At 30.9% G+C, this 22,893-nt stretch carries 22 protein-coding genes; 10 read left to right on the forward strand and 12 right to left on the reverse strand.

Going from position 1 to position 22,893, the window contains the following annotated elements; genetic code table 11:
- The first annotated feature begins 9 nt into the window (after positions 1 to 9).
- The 3 genes from HY951_12585 to HY951_12595 are packed head-to-tail and all read left to right on the forward strand — an operon-like array spanning position 10 to position 2,287.
- On the forward strand, positions 10 to 1,176 hold the full coding sequence (locus HY951_12585) for a transporter (protein ID MBI5540892.1): 1,167 nt from the start codon (positions 10 to 12) through the stop codon (positions 1,174 to 1,176).
- Entirely contained in the window at positions 1,173 to 1,739 is a 567-nt protein-coding gene (locus HY951_12590) for a molybdenum cofactor guanylyltransferase (protein MBI5540893.1), read from the forward strand. Before HY951_12585 ends, HY951_12590 begins: the two co-directional genes overlap by 4 nt.
- Positions 1,736 to 2,287, forward strand: a complete 552-nt coding sequence (locus HY951_12595) for a hypothetical protein (GenBank protein ID MBI5540894.1) — start codon at positions 1,736 to 1,738, stop codon at positions 2,285 to 2,287. Before HY951_12590 ends, HY951_12595 begins: the two co-directional genes overlap by 4 nt.
- On the opposite strand, the gene tatC is transcribed toward HY951_12595, so the two are convergent.
- Together tatC and tatA are read right to left on the reverse strand one after the other, a co-directional pair.
- On the reverse strand, positions 2,279 to 3,115 hold the full coding sequence (tatC, locus tag HY951_12600) for a twin-arginine translocase subunit TatC (GenBank protein MBI5540895.1): 837 nt from the start codon (positions 3,113 to 3,115) through the stop codon (positions 2,279 to 2,281). The two genes, HY951_12595 and tatC, sit on opposite strands and share 9 nt — an antisense overlap.
- 61 nt (positions 3,116 to 3,176) lie before the next feature.
- Positions 3,177 to 3,392, reverse strand: a complete 216-nt coding sequence (gene tatA, locus HY951_12605) for a twin-arginine translocase TatA/TatE family subunit (protein ID MBI5540896.1) — start codon at positions 3,390 to 3,392, stop codon at positions 3,177 to 3,179.
- Positions 3,393 to 3,551: 159 nt separating this feature from the next.
- Between tatA and HY951_12610 the strand changes: the two genes are divergently transcribed.
- From HY951_12610 to HY951_12630, 5 genes are all read left to right on the forward strand, one after another.
- Positions 3,552 to 4,727, forward strand: coding sequence for a molybdopterin molybdotransferase MoeA (locus HY951_12610; protein ID MBI5540897.1), 1,176 nt, complete (start codon positions 3,552 to 3,554; stop codon positions 4,725 to 4,727).
- Positions 4,711 to 5,511 carry a radical SAM protein gene (locus HY951_12615; protein ID MBI5540898.1) on the forward strand — a complete coding sequence of 267 codons (801 nt, stop codon included), beginning with the start codon at positions 4,711 to 4,713 and terminating at the stop codon, positions 5,509 to 5,511. Before HY951_12610 ends, HY951_12615 begins: the two co-directional genes overlap by 17 nt.
- 23 nt (positions 5,512 to 5,534) lie before the next feature.
- A complete protein-coding gene (locus HY951_12620) occupies positions 5,535 to 6,221 on the forward strand; it encodes a TIGR02117 family protein (GenBank protein ID MBI5540899.1) in 687 nt (228 codons plus the stop codon).
- 91 nt (positions 6,222 to 6,312) lie between these two features.
- Positions 6,313 to 6,807, forward strand: coding sequence for a hypothetical protein (locus HY951_12625; protein ID MBI5540900.1), 495 nt, complete (start codon positions 6,313 to 6,315; stop codon positions 6,805 to 6,807).
- A gap of 38 nt (positions 6,808 to 6,845) precedes the next feature.
- Positions 6,846 to 7,712, forward strand: coding sequence for a T9SS type A sorting domain-containing protein (locus HY951_12630; GenBank protein ID MBI5540901.1), 867 nt, complete (start codon positions 6,846 to 6,848; stop codon positions 7,710 to 7,712).
- 74 nt (positions 7,713 to 7,786) lie between these two features.
- On the opposite strand, the gene HY951_12635 is transcribed toward HY951_12630, so the two are convergent.
- The 9 genes from HY951_12635 to HY951_12675 all read right to left on the reverse strand — a co-directional run bounded on the left by HY951_12635 (position 7,787) and on the right by HY951_12675 (position 16,395).
- Positions 7,787 to 8,203 (reverse strand): YjbQ family protein, encoded by a 417-nt coding sequence (locus tag HY951_12635; protein ID MBI5540902.1) that lies wholly within the window; start codon positions 8,201 to 8,203, stop codon positions 7,787 to 7,789.
- A gap of 140 nt (positions 8,204 to 8,343) precedes the next feature.
- Positions 8,344 to 9,138: a tRNA pseudouridine(38-40) synthase TruA gene (gene truA, locus HY951_12640; protein ID MBI5540903.1), complete on the reverse strand. Its 795-nt coding sequence runs from the start codon at positions 9,136 to 9,138 to the stop codon at positions 8,344 to 8,346.
- Position 9,139: 1 nt separating this feature from the next.
- Entirely contained in the window at positions 9,140 to 9,979 is an 840-nt protein-coding gene (locus HY951_12645; protein MBI5540904.1) for a hypothetical protein, read from the reverse strand.
- A gap of 73 nt (positions 9,980 to 10,052) precedes the next feature.
- On the reverse strand, positions 10,053 to 11,792 hold the full coding sequence (locus HY951_12650) for a phospho-sugar mutase (protein MBI5540905.1): 1,740 nt from the start codon (positions 11,790 to 11,792) through the stop codon (positions 10,053 to 10,055).
- A gap of 5 nt (positions 11,793 to 11,797) precedes the next feature.
- Positions 11,798 to 12,667: a dTDP-4-dehydrorhamnose reductase gene (gene rfbD, locus HY951_12655; protein MBI5540906.1), complete on the reverse strand. Its 870-nt coding sequence runs from the start codon at positions 12,665 to 12,667 to the stop codon at positions 11,798 to 11,800.
- A 2-nt stretch (positions 12,668 to 12,669) separates the two neighbouring features.
- Entirely contained in the window at positions 12,670 to 13,224 is a 555-nt protein-coding gene (gene rfbC / locus HY951_12660; GenBank protein ID MBI5540907.1) for a dTDP-4-dehydrorhamnose 3,5-epimerase, read from the reverse strand.
- A gap of 3 nt (positions 13,225 to 13,227) precedes the next feature.
- Entirely contained in the window at positions 13,228 to 14,109 is an 882-nt protein-coding gene (rfbA, locus tag HY951_12665; protein MBI5540908.1) for a glucose-1-phosphate thymidylyltransferase RfbA, read from the reverse strand.
- Positions 14,110 to 14,112: 3 nt separating this feature from the next.
- Positions 14,113 to 15,054 carry an SDR family oxidoreductase gene (locus tag HY951_12670; GenBank protein MBI5540909.1) on the reverse strand — a complete coding sequence of 314 codons (942 nt, stop codon included), beginning with the start codon at positions 15,052 to 15,054 and terminating at the stop codon, positions 14,113 to 14,115.
- A 9-nt stretch (positions 15,055 to 15,063) separates the two neighbouring features.
- Positions 15,064 to 16,395 (reverse strand): UDP-glucose/GDP-mannose dehydrogenase family protein, encoded by a 1,332-nt coding sequence (locus HY951_12675; protein MBI5540910.1) that lies wholly within the window; start codon positions 16,393 to 16,395, stop codon positions 15,064 to 15,066.
- A gap of 280 nt (positions 16,396 to 16,675) precedes the next feature.
- Between HY951_12675 and HY951_12680 the strand changes: the two genes are divergently transcribed.
- Positions 16,676 to 17,536 (forward strand): sigma-70 family RNA polymerase sigma factor, encoded by an 861-nt coding sequence (locus HY951_12680; protein MBI5540911.1) that lies wholly within the window; start codon positions 16,676 to 16,678, stop codon positions 17,534 to 17,536.
- 67 nt (positions 17,537 to 17,603) lie between these two features.
- On the opposite strand, the gene HY951_12685 is transcribed toward HY951_12680, so the two are convergent.
- Positions 17,604 to 21,356 carry a PKD domain-containing protein gene (locus tag HY951_12685; protein ID MBI5540912.1) on the reverse strand — a complete coding sequence of 1,251 codons (3,753 nt, stop codon included), beginning with the start codon at positions 21,354 to 21,356 and terminating at the stop codon, positions 17,604 to 17,606.
- Between the two features lie 258 nt (positions 21,357 to 21,614).
- Here HY951_12685 and HY951_12690 point away from each other — a divergent pair, with 258 nt between their 5' ends.
- Positions 21,615 to 22,574 (forward strand): rhodanese-like domain-containing protein, encoded by a 960-nt coding sequence (locus HY951_12690; GenBank protein ID MBI5540913.1) that lies wholly within the window; start codon positions 21,615 to 21,617, stop codon positions 22,572 to 22,574.
- Positions 22,575 to 22,893: the final 319 nt, after the last annotated feature.

Consider the following 22,893-nt stretch of genomic DNA (forward strand, 5'->3'; position numbering starts at 1 on the left):
TTATTGAGTATGGCAAATGTTTTATTTTTTTTTAAGTCTCGCATCAGGTTCGACCGAAATGAGTTTTCGGGAGCTTTTGGTGATATTGGCACCGATTTACCTTTAATAATTGGTATGATACTGGCTTCTGGATTAGATAGTGCCAGTGTTTTAATAACATACGGGATTATGCAATTGCTAACTGCAATGCTTTACGGAATTCCAATGCCGGTTCAACCATTAAAAGCAGTTGCAATGATTGTAATTACACAAAAAATTGCTCCCGAAGTTATTTATGGTGGCGGTTTAGCAATTGGTGTATTAATGTTAGTTCTATCACTAACAGGTCTTGTTGATTTAATTGCAAAATATATTCCTAAGGTTGTGGTGCGTGGAATTCAGTTTGGGCTTGGAATTCAACTTTCTATGGTTGCATTAAAAGAATATGTTGTAGCAGATTCTTTTTCGGGATATTGGCTTGCAGGAATTGCATTTATTATTACAATAATTTTATTAGGAAACAGAAAATATCCTCCGGCCATTTTTATTATTATTGCAGGCGTTGCTTATGCCTTAATTTTTAAATTCACAAACTTTAATTTTGTAAATGCAATTAGCTTTTCAATACCAAAATTGTATACACCGAGCTGGACAGACATCTTAACCGGGTTTTTAATACTGGCACTTCCACAGATTCCTCTTTCTATTGGAAATTCAATTATTGCAACAAAACAAATGGCAACTGATTATTTTCCAGAGAAAAAAATAACAGTAAAAAAAATCAGTCTTACTTATTCAATAATAAATATTATTAATCCATTTTTAGGCGGTGTTCCTACATGTCATGGTTCGGGTGGCATGGCCGGACATTACGCATTTGGTGCAAGAACCGGAGGATCTGTATTTATTTATGGCATATTGTTTTTAATCTTAGGTTTTTTCTTTAGCGGTAGTTTTGAGCAAATTGTTAAGATATTCCCTTTACCAGTATTAGGCGTAATTCTTTTATTTGAGGGATTAACATTAATGATTTTTATAAAAGATATTATTGATTCTAAAAAGAGTTTCTTTATAGCATTACTGGTTGCCTTAATTGCATGTGGCTTACCATATGGTTATTTAATTGGAATGATAGTAGGAACAATTATGTATTATATCTCTGACAAAAAAATCAAAAACTATTTTAAAATTAAATGAATTTAACAGGAATTATATTAGCTGGCGGAGAGAGCAGTAGAATAGGTAAGGACAAAAGTAAAATCATTTATAACAATTTACCATTAATTGAATATCCTATTAATTTGTTCAGGAAATACTGTGATGAAATTATTATTAGTGCCGACTCGAACAAGTTAAATGAATATAATTATTTAAAAGTACCTGATGAAATCGGGAAATATGGGCCTCTTGCAGGAATTTATTCATGTTTAAAGAAAAGTTCAAATCATGTAAATATTGTTATATCCTGTGATATGCCTTTAATTACAGATAAATTAATCAGTTATATTATTGATAATTCAAATGGATTTGATTTGATAATGCCATTTTATAATTCTCATTATGAGCCATTATGTGCAATATACACAAAATCATTAATCCCAGTTATTGAAGATTTATTTTCAAAAAATGATTACTCGCCTTTAAGTCTGATACCTGTTTGTAATTTCAAACAATTAGAAATATCCGAGAGTCTTCCATTTTTTAATAAAAATGTTTTTAGTAATGTAAATACTATTTACGATTTAAATAATTTAAAATGAATCATTATTTACCAAATTTACTTATTGTTTGTGGCTCGGGAAGAAATACCGGAAAAACTGCACTGGTAAGCAAAATAATAAAAGTAAATAAGGAAAAAAATAAAATTGCAGCAATTAAAGTTTCGCCACATTTTCATGCCGACAAACAACCAAAAAATAAAATCTGGAATGATATTGATTGCAATATTTATCTGGAAGATGAGATAACAACTAAAGACAGTTCGGCATTCTTTCAGGCTGGAGCCAGCCCTGTTTATTATTTGGAGACAAAAGATTATAAACTTAAAGAAGCATTTGAAATTATTTTAAAACATATCGGAGATGACCGTTTAATAATTTGCGAATCGGGAGTTTTAGGAAGAATATTTAAACCTGGACTTTTAATTTTTATAGAATCTTCAATTAACAAAGTTCAGGATATAAATAAAATAACCAACAGAAATACTGCAGACCTTATAATTACTGTAGAAAACGGAAAACTGGAAGATGAACTTTTAAAAATAGAAAATAAAATTACAATTATTGGAAATGAATGGAAATTAGTCTAAAATCTCTTTTCTGTTTTTTTCTACTTTTTTACTAACAAAGATGCTGATTTCAAATAGCACCCAGATTGGAAATCCTACAAGTAACATACTAAACATATCTCCCGAAGGAGTAATAAAAGCTGCTAAAATAGCAATCACAACTATTGCATGACGTCTGTATTTTCTAAGAAACGCAGATGACAACAAACCAATTTTTGTAAGAAAATATATTAATACAGGTAGTTCAAAAACAATTCCCATTGATAAGGTAAGAATTGATAAAATTGAAATATACGATCCTATTGAAATTAAATTCTTAATATTTGAGCTTAATTCATAGGTTGCCAGAAAATTTATTGTTAAAGGTGCTACTAGAAAATAACCAAAGAATACTCCGAATAAAAATAAAGCTGAAATGTATAAAATTATTCCCCTTGATGATTTTAATTCCCTTTCTTTAAGAGCAGGTTTAATAAACTGCCATAATTGCCAAACAATAAAAGGAAATGCTACAATTATTCCTGAAATTATAGAAATTAACAAATGGTAGCGAAACTGCCCACCAATTTCTGTGTTAATAAGATCTAAGGTAAAAGGCTGAAAACATAAACCATCAAAATTAAAGAAGGTACCTATTTTGCAAAATGCTTTATAAGTAATAAACTTAGTATCACTTGGTAAAAGAATAATAGTATTAAAAATAAAATCTTTATATATGAATGCAACAATTGCAAAAGCAAAAATTGCTATAACTGAGCGAAATAGATATTTCCTTAATTCATCAAGATGTCCCCAGAAGGTTGAATCGTTTTCTTTCTTTTTATAAAATCCAAATAGAAACCTAAACATAAACTTGTTTTTAGTATCTTAATCTCACTATCAAGTATATATTGAAATGAGAATAAAACTTCTATTTGTTATTTTCAGCTGATTTTGTAGTACTACTTTTATCAGTTTTAGTAGTTTTAGTATCATTAATATCTAGTTCATCATAAACACCATCTTTAGCTTTTTTAAACTCGTTCATTCCTCTGCCTAAACCACGCATTAGCTGAGGAATTTTTGTTCCGCCGAAAAGAAGTAATACTATAATTAAAATTATTATTATTTCCTGTCCGCCAAACATGCCTAATAAAACCTGATTTGCTATCATAACTTAAATAATTAGAATTTAATTACATGAACATAATTATATGATATTATATAATTAACAACAAAGATATTAAAAATGCTATTAACAAATAGGTTAAAATTAATTAATTTTGAAAATATTTTATTTCTGAAAATGATACTATTTGAAGATGCATTAAGAACTGTATTAGAAAAAGCTAAATGTGCTGATAAGGAGAAAGTTAAGTTATTGGATTCAACTAACCGATTTCTTGCTCAAAATATAATTGCCGATATAGATATGCCACCTTTTGATAAATCGGCAGTTGATGGTTATGCTTGTAAAATTGACGACATTCATAATAATCTTGAAGTTTTGGAAACAATTGCTGCCGGAGATGTTCCAAAAAATAACATTAAGCAGAATCAATGTTCAAAAATAATGACAGGCGCAATGTTACCCGAAGGTGCAGATTGTGTATTAATGGTTGAACACACTCAGAAAATAGACGAGACTCACATAAAATTAACTACAGAAAAAACAGGGATTAATATTGCATACAAGGCTGAAGATATTAAAAAAGATACAGTTTTATTAAAAGAGGGTTTACTTATACAACCGCAACATATTGCACTAATAGCTTCTGTTGGATATTCTGAATTATTAGTTTACAAACAACCAAGAGTTGCTGTATTAACTACTGGAAGCGAACTTGTTGAACCTGACACTAAACCTGCATTAGGTCAAATAAGAAACAGCAATGCATGGCAGATATATTCTCAGGTTCAGAAAATAAATGCTATTCCTGTTTATTTTGGAATAATTGAAGATACTGAAGAAAAAACTGATTTGGCAATAAAAAAAGCCATTTCTGAAAATGATGTTGTAATATTAACCGGCGGAGTATCAATGGGCGACTTTGATTTTGTGCCTAAAATACTTAAACAAAATAATGTAGATTTAATTTTCGAAAAAATAAAAATCAGACCTGGAAAACCTACTGTATTTGGTGTGCATAAAGATGCATTTGTTTTTGGTTTACCAGGTAATCCTGTATCATCATTTGTACTTTTTGAAATATTAGTTAAGCCATTTTTACAAAAAATGATGGGTTCAAATGAAGTACAAAAAAATATTTATTTGACATTAGGTACTGACTTTAAAAGAGCAAAAGCCGATGTTATGTTATGGGTGCCATCAAAAATTAACGAAAAAGGAGAAGTCGTTCCAGTTGAATACCACCGCTCAGCCCATGTTTCATCTCTATGCAATGCCGATGTGCTTTTCCCGGTAAGTATTGGTGTATTTGAATTAAAGAAAGGGGATATAGTAAATGTTAGACAGATATAACAGAGACATACATTATTTAAGGATTTCTGTTACCGATCGTTGCAATCTGCGATGCAAATATTGTATGCCTGAAGACGGTGTAAAGCTTATTGACCATAAGGATATATTATCATTTGAGGAAATTTATGAGTTTACTAAAATTGCTGTAAAAAATGGCATAAATAAAGTAAGAATTACAGGTGGTGAGCCTCTTGTAAGAAAAAATATTTTAGAACTTATAAAATTATTATCACAAATTAAGGAGCTTAATGATTTATCTCTAACAACAAACGCAATATTATTAAAAGATTTTGCAAAACCATTATCTGAAGCAGGTTTAAAAAGGGTAAATATTAGTCTCGACACTTTAAATCCTGAAAAATTCAAAGAAATTACAAGAGGTGGTGATATTAATAAAGTAATTGAAGGTATTGAAGCTGCAATTAATGCAGGTCTAAGACCTATTAAAATAAATTGTGTTGTTAATAAATCCCAGAATGAACCAGATGCATTACAAGTAAAAAAGTTTTGCGAAAAACACGGTTTAATGGTTCGGTTTATTCATCAAATGAATTTAGAAACAGGTGAATTTTCTGTTGTAGAAGGTGGAACGGGAGGCGATTGTAATAATTGTAACAAATTGCGATTATCAAGTGATGGTTATTTAAGACCATGTTTGTTTAATGACATTGCATATAATGTTAGAGAATTGGGCGCCGAAAAAGCCATAGAAATGGCTATAGGAAATAAACCCAAATGTGGCACCTACAGTTTATCTAATAAATTCAATGCAATTGGAGGATAAAACAGAAATTAACAACTTGCACAATGTTAAAAAAGATTATTAAAATAATTTCTATTTTCATTCTTTCTTTAATATTATTGCCGGCACTTTACATGTTAATCGCTTATATATTTTCGCATATTCAGATTGAAGCTAAAAAAGAGTCAGGTAAAACTATTTCAGTATATATTTTAACAAATGGAGTTCATACTGACATAGTAATGCCAATAAAAAATGACCAATACGACTGGAGTAAAGAAATAAAATTTGAATACACAAAAAAGAAAGACTCTTTAATGCAGTTTATTGCAATAGGGTGGGGCGATAAAGGGTTTTATCTTGAAACTCCAACATGGGCAGATTTAAAATTTACAACTGCATTTAATGCAGCATTTGGTTTAAGCAACTCGGCAATACATGCAACATTTTATAAGAAAATTGAAGAATCAGAAAGTTGTATAAAAATAAATATAAGCAAAAAACAATATTTTAATTTAATAAAATATATTTTAAGAAGCCTTAAGAAAGATAAAAACGGGCATTTTATAAATATTAAGACTAATGCCAATTATGGTGATAATGATGCATTTTACGAGGCTTATGGAAGCTATTCGCTTTTGCACACCTGTAATACATGGACAAATATCAGTCTAGTTTCTTGTGGTCAGAAAGCCTGTATGTGGACGCCATTTGACAAAGGAATATTTTATCAATATAATAAAGATAAATAGTTTGTTATAAATGTGTGTATAAAATTTTGTTTATAATTTGTTATTTAATAAATTTGAAAATCATTATAAATCTTGACACTTATATTTATTCATGCCTGATTCGTTAACAAAGAAACATATTAGTTTTCGCGACTTTATAGGATATGATGAGAATATTTTAATTTATCTTCATAATACCTTTTTGGAAGAAACTGCTATTTCAATAATTAACGAAGGATTTAAATTTATTAAATCATTAGATTATACAACAGATAATATTTCAAATATTAATGAAATTGAAGTAAATTATTTTTTAGTAAAAAGAAAATTCTACGGCAAACATACTATTGTTATTCAGATAGGAGTTGAAATCTTAAAATTTTATTCTGATTTAATTGATGCTGATGATAAAGTATTAAAAGAAATGATTTTTTCACAAATTAGTGATGAATTAAATGAAGATGACCAGAATTATAATATTTTACATAAGCAATTTATAAAAGGTTATTATAATCACGAAACAAAAGAGGGTGTTTATAGTCCCTTTTTTAATCCACATGAAAAATCAGATACTTTTCACGAAAATTTAAAGAAAAATAAACAGTAATAGATTGGTTTATATTTTTGTTATAGGCTATAAATAAAATGAAAAAACTTTCACTCTTTACTGTATTAATTTGTTTGACGGGTTTGGTCAATGCACAATTCATTATTTCTGGACAACATAGTATAAATGATTACCATTACCAATTTGTACCTGATAGTATAGTAATTAACATCCCCCAAAACCCACCGAATTATAATCCGCAATTTTATTTGATTGATATAAATAATGATGGAATCATGGACTTCCAATTTGCACTTCGTCCTCCTACTACAGCTTTAGGTATGAATTCGGATTATTGTACTTTAAGCGGTCTTAATAACAATAATGTTGCTTTAGGTTATTTCGATACTTGTTATACAAATACTGGCGTATATGTAAATAGGTTTGGAATAGCTCATGAATTTAATTACAATTACTCTATAAATTCAAATGCAAATTGGGATAGTTTAGTTTACTTGAATTATTATACTGTGTATACAGGAAGTTACGGTTGTGGATGCCCAAATTGCTCATTCACCGCTTACATTGGTGTACGTGTACAAGTAGCTTCTTCTTATAAATATGGCTGGATTAAGATTGCTGGCCTTACATTTAATCCATGGGGCAATACAACTTTAACAATGGGGGAATTTGCTTGTGAAAATATTGGTAATGGTGTAAATATGCATACAAATAACAGAGAACTGAAATCAGTTTATCCAAACCCTGCAAATGATAAATTGACTATTGAGTCCCTGCAAAAATCAATCATATTAATTTCAGACATGCAAGGACAAGTAATTTTAGAACAAAATTTAAAGCAAGGAATAACTGATATTAATATAAGTGGACTTTCAAAAGGAATTTACATTTTAAAACAAGTTGGAAATAATAAAACCGAGGTGACAAGAATTATTAAAGAGTAAAATTTACAGCCTATAACACCACCTACGAATACAACGTGCAGCAATGTGCAACTTGACAACTTTAACATTAAATACTATTCTCCAATAATTTTCACCAATAATCTTTTTCTACGCTTTCCGTCAAATTCTCCGTAAAAAATTTGTTCCCAAGGACCAAAGTCTAGTTTACCATTTGTTATAGCTACAACAACTTCGCGACCCATAATTGTACGTTTTAAATGAGCATCTGCATTGTCCTCAAAACCATTGTGTTTGTATTGCGAATATGGCTTTTCGGGTGCAAGTTTTTCGAGCCACACTTCAAAATCATGATGTAAGCCAGATTCATCATCGTTTATAAAAACACTTGCAGTTATATGCATAGCATTTACCAGGCATAGTCCTTCTTTAATACCACTATCAATCAAACACTGATTTACAAAAGGAGTTATATTAATTAACTCACGTCGGCTTTTAATATCGAACCAAAGTTCTTTACGGTAGGATTTCATATTTTTTTTGACACTAATTTAGTAATAATTTCAGTAAATACTTTTTATTGTCATCCAGAGCAAAGCGAAGGATCTGGTTCGTATCTATATTCTTCACCACTCCGCCCAAACTAGGACATTCAGAATGAAGAAGTGAAAAGCTATACTAAAACCCAATTATTTATAAAAGCAGCAAATTCTGCCCTTTGTTTTATATCTAAAAATGGATAAGTAACTTTTGAAAGATACAACCCTTGCGGAAAAGCAAGTTTATGTTCAGTCTCAATTTCTCTGGAAATTAAATAATTTTCAAACTCAGCTATACTCAAATTTCCCTTACCAATATCAAGTAACATTCTAACAATAATTCTTACCATTCCTCTTAAAAACCGGTTAGATGAAATCTGAAATCTAATTTTATCTTCATTTTCAGAAACAAATAAATTTGCAGAAGTAATGTTACAAAGGGTTGTAGTTCCTTTATCAGGAGTTAAGCAAAGTGCTCTGAAGTCTGTATATTTTTTAAGCAAATTTGCAGCAACTTGCATTTTTGATAAATCCAGACTTCTTTCAATATAAAGTGAAGAAAGCTCATTAAGGAATGGATCTTTATATGTATGAATAAAATAATCGTAAGTTCTGCTTATTGCATCAAATTGTGCATGCGAGTTTTCTTTAACTTCAATTATGTCAAAAACGGCAATATCTCTAGGTAACATTATATTTAAACGAGCCAATAAATCAAAATCCCATTTCTCCGAAACATCAATATGAAAGAAATATTGACTTGCATGTACTTCTGCATCTGTTCTTCCACAACCAATACAAGTTATTTGACTTTTAAGAACCAGACTTAAATTCTCTTCAAATACTTGTTGTATGCTATTAGCATTTATTTGTCTTTGCCAGCCACGATAATGAGTGCCGTTATAACCGATATGAAAAAAATATCTCAACTTAAATACTTACTTTATTTTTCAACTCTTCCGGTAATGCAAAAAGTGATTTAATTCCTTTTGATGTTGAATTCTTAAGTTCGTTGAAGAGATATTTGCCTATTAACTTTGGCACAAATAAAGGGCTCTCGACATTACCTGTTGTTTTTTCAACTTCCTTAATCAAATCAGCCAGAGCACTACGAATTTCTTCAGGAACAGATGGGTCCTGACTTGCTTTTTTGAGTTTAACCAGACCTTTCTGATAATCTCCTGAATCTATGTCACCAATTGCATCCACAAGAATATAAGGCCAATTTACACCTGTAAGCTGACCAATTCCGGCAAAGTGAAAACGTGCCATATCAAAGTTTCTGTCATAAATGGAAACAACACCTGCAAGTAAATGGATAACTAGCATTTGAGTGTAAGCCTGATTCTGGTCTCCATCTTTTCCAAACTGCTTCATTCCAATAGTTGATTCTTCTTTTGCAATTTGTTTCCAACCCTTCTCATACATTCCAATAGATAATAAAATATGAGCAAGAGCTACAGCATTCTCGTCCTTACTGTTTTCTATAACAATGTTTGATTCGGCAAAAGAAAAATTACTTTTTTGAGCAATTGACCACGAATAACCCAGCAATAACCGCATGTAATCTGAGCTTATTTTTTCAGAATCACTGGCAGTAGTATTATAAACAATTATTGCAGGACCAATAACAGATCCACTTAGAGTTTTATAGGTTTTGTAACTAAACCCATCTATTTCATCTTCATATAATTCTCTTTCTGTTGGCGAACCACACGAAACAAAAAGTAGAATCAAAGCAGTTATCCCAAAAGCAAACAGTTGTTTCATAGCCGATTTTATAAAATTAAATCTATTACAAAATAACAATATAAACTAATAAGGAATAAATGCTTAATATTCCTTACTGTAATTTTAAAGATTCAATAATCTTTTCGATTTTTGTATCGAGTTTTTTATTTACTTCATCAAATTTAGCAGGTGAGGAGAGAGGTTCTTTTACCCCAAAATAAAATTTAATTTTAGGTTCAGTTCCCGAAGGACGAATAGAAACAACGGAACCATCTGCTGTAATAAATTGCAAAACATCTGATTTTGGTTGATCTATTGATTTTTTTGAATTATTTGTAAAATCATGATCAATCTGTAAAAGATAATCTTTCATACAGCTAACCTTAGAACCAGCTATTTCCATTGGTGGGTTCTGACGAAAAGTTTTCATCATCTTTTTAATTTCCTCTTGACCTTCGCTACCTTTTTTTGTTATTGACAATAAAGATTCTTTATAAAATCCATATTTACAATAAATATCAATAAGTAAACTGTACAATGTTTTTCCATTATCCTTAGCCCAAGCAGCACATTCGGCAATCATAGCACAAGCAGATACAGCATCTTTATCTCTTACATAATCTCCAACTAAAAAACCGTAGCTTTCTTCACCACCACAGATATATTTCTTTTTACCTTCGTTTTCACGAATAACCTCTGCAATATATTTAAATCCAGTAAGTACATCAAAATATTCTACATTAAAATCATTTGCAATTGAAGCAAGTAATTCTGTTGTAACGATTGTTTTAACAATATACTCATTACCTCTTAATAAATGATTTTCTTTATATTTTGAAAGCATGTAGAATGTCAATAATGATGCTGTTTGGTTTCCATTAAGCAAAATATGCTCACCATTAAAGTTTTTAACTGCAACGCCAACTCTGTCGGCATCCGGATCAGTAGCAAGGATAAGGTCAGCATTAATTTTTGCAGCCATTTCCAAAGCTAAATTCAGTGCAGCTTTTTCCTCAGGATTCGGACTTTTTACTGTTGGGAAATCACCATCAGGTTTAGATTGTTCTTTTAATATATTAACATTGGTAAAACCTATTTTACTTAATGCTAATGGAACCAGATTTACACCCGAACCATGAATAGGAGTGTAAACAATATTAAGATTATGATTATTCTTTATAGATTCTGGAGAAAGCGATGTTTTAACAATTTCATCTATATAAAGTTCATCAAATTCTTTACCTAACATTGTAATAGAACCATCAACAACTTTATTTTTTACATCGCTAAACGATTTAATAGCAATAACTTCAGTTATAACATTTTTATCGTGAGGAGGTACAAGTTGTCCGCCATCTGTCCAGTAAGCCTTGTAACCATTATATTCTTTAGGATTATGTGAGGCTGTTATAACAACACCACCAATACATTGTAATTTTCTTACAGCGTATGATAATTCTGGAGTTGGTCTTAACGATTCAAATAAAAATACTTTAAAACCGTTAGCAGAAAATACATTAGCAGTGGCTTCTGCAAAGATTTTACTATTATTTCTGCTATCATAAGCAATTGCTACTTTAAGATCCTTTTGTTTTGGGAAAGCTTTATTAATATGATTACTAAAGCCCTGTGTTGCCATCTGTACAGTATAAATATTCATTCTGTTTGTGCCAACACCCATAATTCCACGTAGGCCACCTGTTCCAAATTCCAAATCATCTGCAAAAGCTTCAGTTAATTCTTTAGGATTGTTTAAAAGCTCTTTTACACTTTTACACGTTTCGGCATCAAAGCCAGTTTCTAACCATTTCTCAGCTTTCTGGGTAGCTCTTTCAAGTCTATTATCAGTCATATACTCTATTTTTTCAATTTATTCAAACAATCTTCAAGGCTATCTCTCCAATAAGGAATCTCTATATTAAAAGTATTTTGAATTTTGTTTTTATTTAAAACACTATATGCAGGACGTTTTGCAGGTGTCGGATAATCCTTGGTTTCGATAGGATTCACTTTACATTTATATCCTGAAAATTTCATTATTTCGACAGCAAAATCATACCAGCTGCAAACACCATTATTTGCATAATTATAAATACCAGATTTAAAAGTATCAGATTTTTCTTCAGCATTAACAATTATTTGCAAAATTGCTTTTGCAAGATCTCTAGCATATGTAGGACTTCCAACCTGATCATAAACAACATTCAATTCTTCTCTGTCATTTCCAAGCTTAAGCATTGTTTTAACAAAATTATTTCCATAAGAAGAATATAGCCAGGATGTTCTTATTATAATACTATTATTATATCTCAAAGCTTCAGTTTCGCCTTTTAACTTTGTTAATCCGTATGCTGATTTTGGATTTGTCGGGGCAGTTTCACTGTAAGGAATATTTGCAGTACCATCAAAAACATAATCAGTTGAAATTTGAATTAGTTTTGAATTAAAATGTGTTGCAAATTTTATAAGATTTGAAACTGCAGTAATATTAATTTTTTCGGCAAGTTTTATTTCACTCTCAGCCTTATCAACTGCAGTATAAGCAGCACAGTTAATAATATACTTTACACTATTATTATTAAAGAATTTTTTGAGCAATGTTAAATCTGTAATATCTAGCTCAGTAACATCAGTAAAAATAAAGCTTAAAGAATTAAATTCATTACTTAATTCTCTGATTTCGCTACCTAATTGTCCGTTAGCGCCGGTTACAAGTATTTTTGACATAATTAAAAACTAAAGTTTTTTTCTGCGTCATTAAATAAAGGTTGAACGATATCTTTATCTGAAATAACTCTTTTATTTTCTTCTATTTTCCAATCAATTCCTAAAAATTGATCATTAAAATTAATTCCTCTTTCTGCTTCTTTGTTATATAAGCTGTCACATTTATAAATAAAAATTGCAGTTTCTGATAATACTGAAAATCCATGTGCAAAACCGCGTGGAATAAGTAGCTGTAATTTGTTTTCACAACTTAATTCCTGTCCAAACCATTTTCCGAAAGTTGGACTACCTTTCCTTAAATCAACCGCCACATCCAATACACAACCTTGTAAAACTCTTACAAGTTTTGCCTGAGCATATGGTTCTAATTGATAATGCAACCCTCGAATAACACCAAATGTAGATTTGGATTCATTATCCTGAATAAAATTGTAATTCAAACCATTATCAGCAAAGGTTTTTTCGTTAAATGATTCAAAGAAATAACCACGTTGATCTGAGAAAACTTTAGGTTCAATTACTACCAATCCGGGAATAAATGTCTTAATAATTTTCATTTATTATGAAATAATTTGTTTCTCATTTGCTATTTGAAATAAATATTCACCATATTGGTTTTTCTTATATATCTCAGCAATTGCGAGTAATTGCTCTTTGTTAATAAATCCTTCTCGAAATGCAATTTCTTCGATACACGCAACCTTTAATCCCTGACGTTCTTCAATTGTAGCAATGAAATTTGAGGCCTGTAACAAACTTTCGTGAGTTCCGGTATCTAACCATGCCATTCCACGACTTAAAAGTTTTACTCCTAAGCGGTTTTCTTCCAAATATAGTCTGTTTAAATCTGTAATTTCTAATTCGCCACGTTTAGATGGTTTTAGGTTTTTAGCTTTTTCAACTACATCATTTGAGTAATAGTAAAGACCGGTAACAGCATAATTAGATTTTGCTTCTTTAGGTTTTTCTTCAAGACTAATTACTTTTCCATTATCATCAAATTCAGCAACACCATATCTTTCAGGATCTTTTACGTAATACCCGAAAACTATTGCTCCATCTTTTAGTTGAGCAGCTTCTTTTAAAACTTTTCTGAATCCATATCCATAAAAGATATTATCTCCTAACACCATGCATACACTATCTTTTCCAATAAATTTTTCTCCAATAATAAATGCCTGAGCTAAGCCATCTGGTGAAGGTTGTTCTTCATAAACAATTTGCAAACCAAGATGAGAACCATCACCAAATAAATCTTTATAAAGGTGAATATCTTTTGGGGTAGAAATTATAAGAATCTCGCGAATACCCGACATCATAAGCACAGATAAAGGATAATATATCATTGGCTTATCATATATAGGAATAATCTGCTTAGAGATTGTTTGAGTAATAGGGTATAATCTAGTGCCCGAGCCACCTGCTAAAATGATGCCTTTCATTATTTAAAGTTTTAAAGAGTTTTTGAAATAATTTATAGTTTGTTTTAACCCTTCATCTAAAGGAATTTTTGGTTCCCAACCGTTTAGTTCTTTTTTTGCTAAAGTAATATCTGGTTGACGTTGAGTAGGGTCATCCTCAGGAAGAGGCATATATATAATTTTTGATTTGGAATTTGTTAAATCAATAACTTTTTGTGCAAGTTCAAGTATTGTGAATTCACCAGGATTACCAATATTTACTGGTCCTGTAAACTCTTTAGGTGTTGCCATCATTCTGATCATACCTTCTACAAGATCTGATACATATTGGAAACTACGTGTTTGAGAGCCTTCACCAAAAACAGTAATATCTTTATTATTTAATGCCTGAACAATAAAATTTGAAACTACACGACCATCATTTGGATGCATGCGTGGACCATAAGTATTAAAAATTCTGATAATTTTTATGCTTACATTATTTTGTTTGTTATAATTCACAAAAAGTGATTCGGCACAACGCTTTCCTTCATCGTAACAAGAGCGAATTCCAATAGGATTAACATTACCCCAGTATGATTCGGGTTGTGGGTGAATATCAGGATCACCATAAACTTCAGAAGTAGAAGCCTGCAAAATTTTAGCCTGAGTTCTTTTAGCAAGACCAAGCATATTAATTGCACCCATTACAGAAGTTTTAATAGTTTTTATTGAATTAAACTGGTAGTGAATAGGAGAGGCGGGACATGCAAGATTGTAAATTTCATCAACTTCAAGAAAAATAGGCATTGTAACATCGTGCCTAATTAACTCAAAAAATGGATTTCCTAACAAATGAGCAATGTTTTCTTTTGAACCGGTAAAATAGTTATCGAGACAAATTACTTCGTTTCCTTCATTTAATAATCTTTCGCATAGGTGAGAGCCAACAAATCCTGCTCCACCGGTTACCAATATTTTTTTCATTCAATAAATTTATTTAGCAATAATAGGTTCTCTTCCGATTGAATAATATGTCCAATTCCATTCCTTCATTTCTTTTGGTTCATAAATATTTCTACCATCAAAAATTACTTTATTCTTCAACACTTTTTCCATCACTTTAAAATTTGGAGAACGGAATTCTGACCATTCTGTAACAAGCATTAAAGCATCGGCATCAATTAATGCATCGTAAGGATCTTTTGCATATTTAATTGTATCACCAATTTTTCTATGAGTTTCTTCCATTGAAACAGGATCGTAAGCAACCACTTTTGCACCTGCTGCTAACAAATGTTCAATAATGACTAACGCTGGAGCTTCGCGCATATCATCAGTATTCGGTTTAAATGAAAGTCCCCATATTGCAATGGTTTTATTTTTTAAATCACCTTTAAAATGCGACAATGCTTTTTTAAACAAAACTTCTTTCTGGCGATCATTAACATCTTCAACAGCCTTTAAAATAACCAATGAGTGTTTATTTTCATCAGAAGTTTTAATTAAGGCTTTAACATCTTTTGGAAAACACGAACCACCATAACCTGCACCAGGATAAATAAATTTATTTCCAATTCTGCTATCACTTCCAATTCCTTTTCTTACCATGTTTACATCTGCTCCAACAATTTCGCAAAGGTTTGCGATATCATTCATAAAGCTAATTTTTGTTGCAAGCATTGAGTTTGCAGCATATTTTGTCATTTCAGCAGAAGGAATATCCATAAAGTAAATAGGATGGTTATTCAAAAGAAATGGCTTATATAGACGTGTCATTATTTTTTCTGCCTCTTCACTTTCAATTCCAATAACAATTCTGTCTGGCTTTAAAAAATCGTCAACAGCATCACCTTCTTTTAAAAACTCTGGATTTGAAGCTACATCGAAAGGAATTTTAACACCTCTTTTATCAAGTTCTTCCTGAATCGCAGCCTTTACTTTTACAGCTGTTCCAATAGGAACAGTACTTTTGGTAACAACAACCAGATAATTCTCCATATGCTGTCCTATTTCACGGGCAACCGATATAACATATTGCAAATCTGCACTTCCATCTTCATCAGGAGGAGTTCCAACTGCAGAAAATACTACTTCAACATCTTTTAATGAATCTTTTAAACTAGTACTAAAACTTAATCTTCCTTTTTCAACATTTCTGGCAACCATTTCTTCAAGACCTGGTTCCCAAATAGGAATAATGCCGTTATTAAGTTTATTAATCTTCTCAACGTCAATGTCAACGCATGTAACATCAATACCAGTTTCGGCAAAACATGTTCCTGTTACCAAACCAACATAACCGGTTCCAACTACTGAAATCTTCATTTTTATTAGTATTTGTTATTTTTTATTAATTTTTGACTAAAAAAACATTAAAGTACATGAATCATAAAAGATTTTCTTCCAACTTTCGTTTATATTTGCAAAAGTAAATTTTTTATTTGAAAAATGTAAATCATGTAATATTTTGTTAATCAGTATAATTATCTTTGTTTTTATTTTTTTTTCAACATTGCAAAGATAACGTTTAGTGTTTAATTTTAATATGAGTATTGACATTGGTTATAACTTAAGGTAAATTTGCATAAAATATCGGACTGAATATATGAGACAATTAAAAATCACAAAATCAATTACTAATCGTGAGAGTGCATCGCTAGATAAATACTTGCAAGAGATTGGTAAAGAGCAGTTAATAACTGTTGAAGAAGAAGTAGATTTAGCGCAAAGAATTAGAAAAGGGGATAGATCAGCTTTAGAAAAGTTAACCAGAGCAAATTTAAGATTTGTTGTTTCAGTTGCCAAACAATATCAGAATCAAGGGTTAAGCCTTCCAGATTTAATTAACGAAGGAAATTTAGGATTAATAAAAGCTGCTGAAAAATTTGATGAAACACGCGGTTTCAAATTTATTTCATACGCTGTTTGGTGGATTCGTCAATCAATTTTACAAGCTTTGGCTGAACAATCAAGAATTGTTCGTTTACCATTAAATCAGGTTGGTTCATTAAATAAAATTAATAAAGCTCTTTCAAAATTTGAACAGGATTTTGAGCGTACTCCAACTCCAGACGAATTAGCAACAGTACTTGAAGTACCAAAAGAAAAAGTTATTGATACTTTAAGAGTTTCTGGTCGTCATATTTCAATGGATGCACCATTTGTTGAAGGTGAAGACAATAGTCTTATTGATGTTATCGAAAATAAAGATTCCCCAGTTGCAGATAGTAAATTAATGGGAGAATCATTAAGTCGTGAAATTGAAAGAGCATTAGCTACTTTAACTGAACGTGAAAGAGATATTATCAGATTTTTCTTTGGAATTTCCTGTCAGGAAATGACTCTTGAAGAAATAGGTGAGAAATTTGCTCTTACCCGCGAAAGAGTTCGCCAGATTAAAGAAAAAGCTATACGTCGTTTACGTCATTCAAGTAGAAGTAAACTTTTAAAACAATATTTAGGTTAATTCTAAAATTCACATAAAAAAAGTGCAATCAAATCTGGTTGCACTTTTTTTTATTGGATAAATAGATTTATCGACAAATAGTAATAGGAGTTGTTTTTGTGTTATTGCTACTAATAATTGTTAGCAAATACATTCCATCTGAAAGGCAACTTAAATCTAATGTATTAAAACTGGTATTTGTTTTAGTAGTAAATAATAGTCTTCCAGAAATATCATTTACATTAATAATTGTATCATTAAGGCTTAAATTTTTAATTGAAATAATTCCCTGAGATGGATTAGGAAAAATTAAAATGTTTTCTAATTCATTTTCTGTAATTGAATTAACAGATACAGTTATTGATTGAATTAATGTATCATTTCCGCAATTGTTATGAGCAATTAAAGTAACCTGATATGTTCCGTTGGCAGCATAATTATAATTAGGCTCAAACTGAGTAGAAATTCCACCATCACCAAAATACCATATATATGAAGTAGCACCCACAGAAAGATTAGTAAATGTAACATTTAAATCAGTAGAGCTAAATGTAAAATTGCTAAATGGGAGAGGATTAATACTTACAGTCACATTATCAGTATTGGTACATGTATTAGAATTAGTAACGGTAACAGTGTACGTTGTTGTAGTTGTTGGGCTAACCGAAACTGTAGCTGTACTACCAGCTCCATTATCCCATAAATATGACGTACCGCCAGTTGCCGTTAAACTAGCAGTCTGTCCTTCGCAAATTGTTTGATTTATACCAGCATCAGCAACAGGTAAGCTATTTACTGTTATTGATACCGATGAGTTTGCATTTGTTGAGCCATCATTAACAGTTACATAATAAGTAGTATTTACATTTGGTGTTACAGTTGGATTTGCAATAGTTGAATTAAAACCTACAGGAATTGAAGACCATTGATATGTATATGATCCTGATCCTCCTGAAGCTCCTGCCTGTAGTTGTGTGCTTGCTCCAATACAAATTGAAGGTTGATTTGCTGTAGAAGAACAACTAAGAGTACCACCAGTTACAGTTATAATAACATTGTCTGTTCCTGTGCAAGTTGAATTCTGGTCTGTCACAGTTAATGTGAACTGTGTTGTAGTATTTAATGCAATAGTCGTAGGATTTGCAACATTAGCATTTACCAGTTGAGAAGAAGGTTCCCAATGATAAGAATATAAACCGCTGCCACCACTTGCCGAACCTGTTAATGTTGCTGTTGCGCCAGTTGTAATTGACTGATCTGTTCCTGCATTGGTTGTTGGATTCTGGTTAACTGTTACTATAACATTATCTATTGAAGTGCAAAGCTGAGCATTTGTAACAGTTACTGTGTATGTTGTTGTAGTTGTAGGAGCTACAGTAATTCCAGCACTATTACCACCTTGAGACCAAGAATAAGTACCACCACCTGTAGCATTTATAGTTGCTGAACCTCCGTTGCAAATTGCCTGATCGGTTCCAGCATTTGCAGTTGGTACAGGTAATATAGTTGCTGTAACAGAAGTTCTTCCACTAGTACATGATGTGATTGGCTGAACTTCCCAATCATAATAGAAATAATAAGCTGTCAATCCTGCACTGCTATTTGTTATAGAAACCAATCCTGCAATTTCATAAGGATAACTTACACCTGTATTATTTCTGAATAAATTAATTGCTGATGTTGAAGATAATCCAAGTTGATAATTAGTTCCAACAGGGATGTCGAAATTTAATGTAATTCTATTTGTTCCCACAGGAATATTTACTGTTGCAGAATTAATTACAGTTCCTGAACTATTTCTTAACTCAACAGTTCTGTTTCCTGCAATTGTAGTTCTTACCTGAACTGACACCAATCTGACTGGAACATTAACATCAAAAATCTGATACCTTCCGGCAGTATTATGGGTTAATGCAGAGGTTATAGCAGGACTTGGAACATATTGAGATGTACCAAATGAAGTAGAACTGCTTTCAACATAATATGTAGTAGTAGAACTAAGGATAGGAGTGTGGTAACTTGTTCCAGTAAAAACCAAACTTCCTCCGGATGCAGCATCATACCAGTTTAAAGTACCACTTCCAGCAGCATCTAATATTAAAGAATTTGGACCACAAATCTGAGCTGAAGTTGTTGTTGGTGCAGTTGGTAATGAAATAGTAATATAGTTTGTTTTAATTTCAGAATCATTTCCTGCACAACTTGAAACAGCAAGTGTTACTGTATAAGTTCCACTTGTTGAATAAGAGTGGGTTGGATTTTGTAATGTAGAAGTTTGTCCATCCCCGAAATTCCAAAGAAAAGTAGATCCTGCAGCTGCTCCAGAAATATCTGTAAATTGAACAGAAGCATTACAACCAGTAGTATGATCAGCAGTAAAGTTTGCCACTGGAGCAATCGGAACTAATTGTATGTTTCTGATAACTGTTGCTTTGTTTGCAACAGTAACTCCGGTTATTGTCTGAGAAACATAACCTGGAGCGGAATATGTAATAGAATAGGTTCCGGCAAGTATAGGTCTGTGATAATTTCCTACTGGTAATGAACTATATACATGCGAACTATCAACATCATGAGTATTAACAAAAACTTTTGCTTTAATAGGCAAACCTGAACATGCATCGGTAATAATACCTCTAACACCGTACAAAGAATGTTCTAAATAATTTAAAAATGAACGGTAATTGTAATTCCAATAATTAGGAAGTGTACTTGCTGCTACAAGTTTTGTAGATGATAATTCTAATGTTACTTCTCTAGTATGTTTAAAATAATTCATATAATCTTGCCTGCCACCAGTAATTACATACCAATCGCCACCTTCAGTATATCCACTTGTAACTACATCAGAAAAATAACTGGCAGTTCCATATAGTTTAGCAGTATCGGCATATTCTTTTGAAACATATCTCCACCAGTTATCATCTGCATGCGTACGTTGTGAGGATGTCCAGGTATCCCATGGAAAATTTACAACTTCTGCACCACCATGAGTATTTGCAGCCATAACAAAATCATGAGCATCTGCAAATGCCATCCATGCGATGTTTTCTGGTTGCCAAGCATTACCATCAGGATGTTGTCCAGCCCTCGGGTCAGGATAGTTACGATTTAAGTCTATATTGTTAGCATTATTTCTTCTTGCTCCAGTAATATTATTATCTCCGGCATAATATGTTCCATCAGGATTTGAAAATGGGCATATCCAAAGTTCAATATTATTTACAATATTAGTAGCTCTGGCATTAGTTCCATAATTTGATAATAAATAGTTAGCTAATCTTAAAAATATTATAGAACCAGTAACTTCATCACCATGCATTGCTCCTGTATAAAATACTTCAGGTTCATCTTCATTAGCATTTGGATTATCAGTAATTTTAAGTGCTAATAATCTTCTTCCACTTGCTAGTGTAGCAATTGTATCAAGATGGCAGAGATTTGGATATGTAGTGGCAAATGTATTCATCATTGTTTCATACTCTGTATATGTTGGATAAGTATCAAACTGCCAAATCCCCTTTGACTGATCCCACATTTCAACAATTGCATCACCGGGGTGTGGTAAAACCTGATATGAAATATTTTTAGCTAAAAATCTGTTAAACTCAATTTTGTTAGCATAAGCCCACACTTCACCATTTTTAACGTTATCAATAGAAATGATATTTGTCAGAGTTATTAGTTCTGAAGGATTTTTTATTTGAAAATGAAAATAAACTTCACCTTTTTTATCTAAATATTTTTTGGCCTGATTAAATTCAGAATCACTTTGGGCAAAGCCTGTATTTATGGCAAATACAAAAGCAAACAGTACTAAAAAAGAGTAAAAATTTTTCATATTATAGTATTATTTTAATATTCAGTTTTTATGAAAACAAGTTAAGAATTTTTTAAATTGAATATCCACCTAAATCGATAAAATTCTAATAAAAGACTATTAATTTAAAACTAAGGTTGCAATTTTTTTATTCAAAAAACGTAAAACTTTGTTTCATTTGACATTCAATCATTAATTTGTCATAAAATCAAAAACAATACTTTAATTTTAGAAGTAAATTTTATTAATTTTGAATTCTTAAACTCTAAAATCAAAAAAATGAAAAAGATTACATTTTATCTATCACTAATATTTTCATTAATTAACTTAAACCTATTACAGGCAAACCCGGATACATTAATTGCAAATATTACAACTGCTCAGGGGCATGATACTATTTTAGCATATGCTGGTAATCCTAATTTTGTTATATTAGATGTTAGAACTCCGGGTGAATACGTTACTCATATTGAGGGTGCTGTAAATATTGATTATAATAATGCAAATTTTTCTACAATACTTGACAGTCTTAATAAAGGTAAAGTTTATTTAATTCATTGTGCAAGCGGAAGTAGAAGTGCACTGGCAAAAGCAGTTATGCAAACTAAACATTTTAGAACTGTTTATAATATGTTGGGTGGAATAAGCGGATGGAATACTGCCGGATATCCTACTACAACTTTTGTGGCTCCAGAATTTAGTCTTTTAACTGATAGCGTATATATTTTTAATGATACACCAGTGGGGCATCTTGACTCGGTATTAATAACAGTTACAAATTCTAAAAACTCTGTTTTACAGTTTTCGTCATCTACTAATATCTCTGGAAGTGAATATAGTTCTCAATTACAAAACACACATCCTTTATTAGGAGCACGTGATTTTAGCTTTTATATTTATTATTTACCGGCAAATACAGATAATGATAGTATTGCTTATACAATCGAAAGCAGTGCAGGAAATAAAAATGTATATATTTATGGTAAATATAATCAAACCGGAATAAACACTAATAACCTGAATAACTTTAAAGTATTTGCAAATAAATCAAATAATTCTCTAGTAATTTTTTCTGATAAATCTTTATATAACGAAGAAGTTCAGATTTTCGATTTATTTGGAAGACTGTTATATTCAAATAAAATATCAGGAAACCATGTTATTGTTAAATTTAATAATGAACAAAGTGGTTTATTATTAATAAAAATAAGTTCAAAAACAGAAAAGATTTTCTGGTAATAAATTACAGAACAAAAAACATTTAACTCCTCTGGAGTTAAAAATCCCTTTTTATTTCTTTTTATAAACATTAAAATTCTACGGATTTTTTGAAATAAAATACTTTTTCTAGTGCAAGTGTCCTCGCTTGAACTTATTAAATCTTCTTTTTGCGCAAACTTCCTTGCTTTATACTATTTCCCTAAAACTGTTTATATTTTTTTGTATTATAAAACTAGCTTATACAATTTATTATATCTTTGCCTTTATAATTTTTATTAGAAATGAATTATTCAATTCTTTCAATATTAGCAAGCCGTATTTACCTTAACATTAAGGA

The sequence above is a fragment of the Bacteroidia bacterium genome, assembly GCA_016218155.1.
Taxonomy (GTDB): Bacteria; Bacteroidota; Bacteroidia; order Bacteroidales; family GWA2-32-17; genus GWA2-32-17.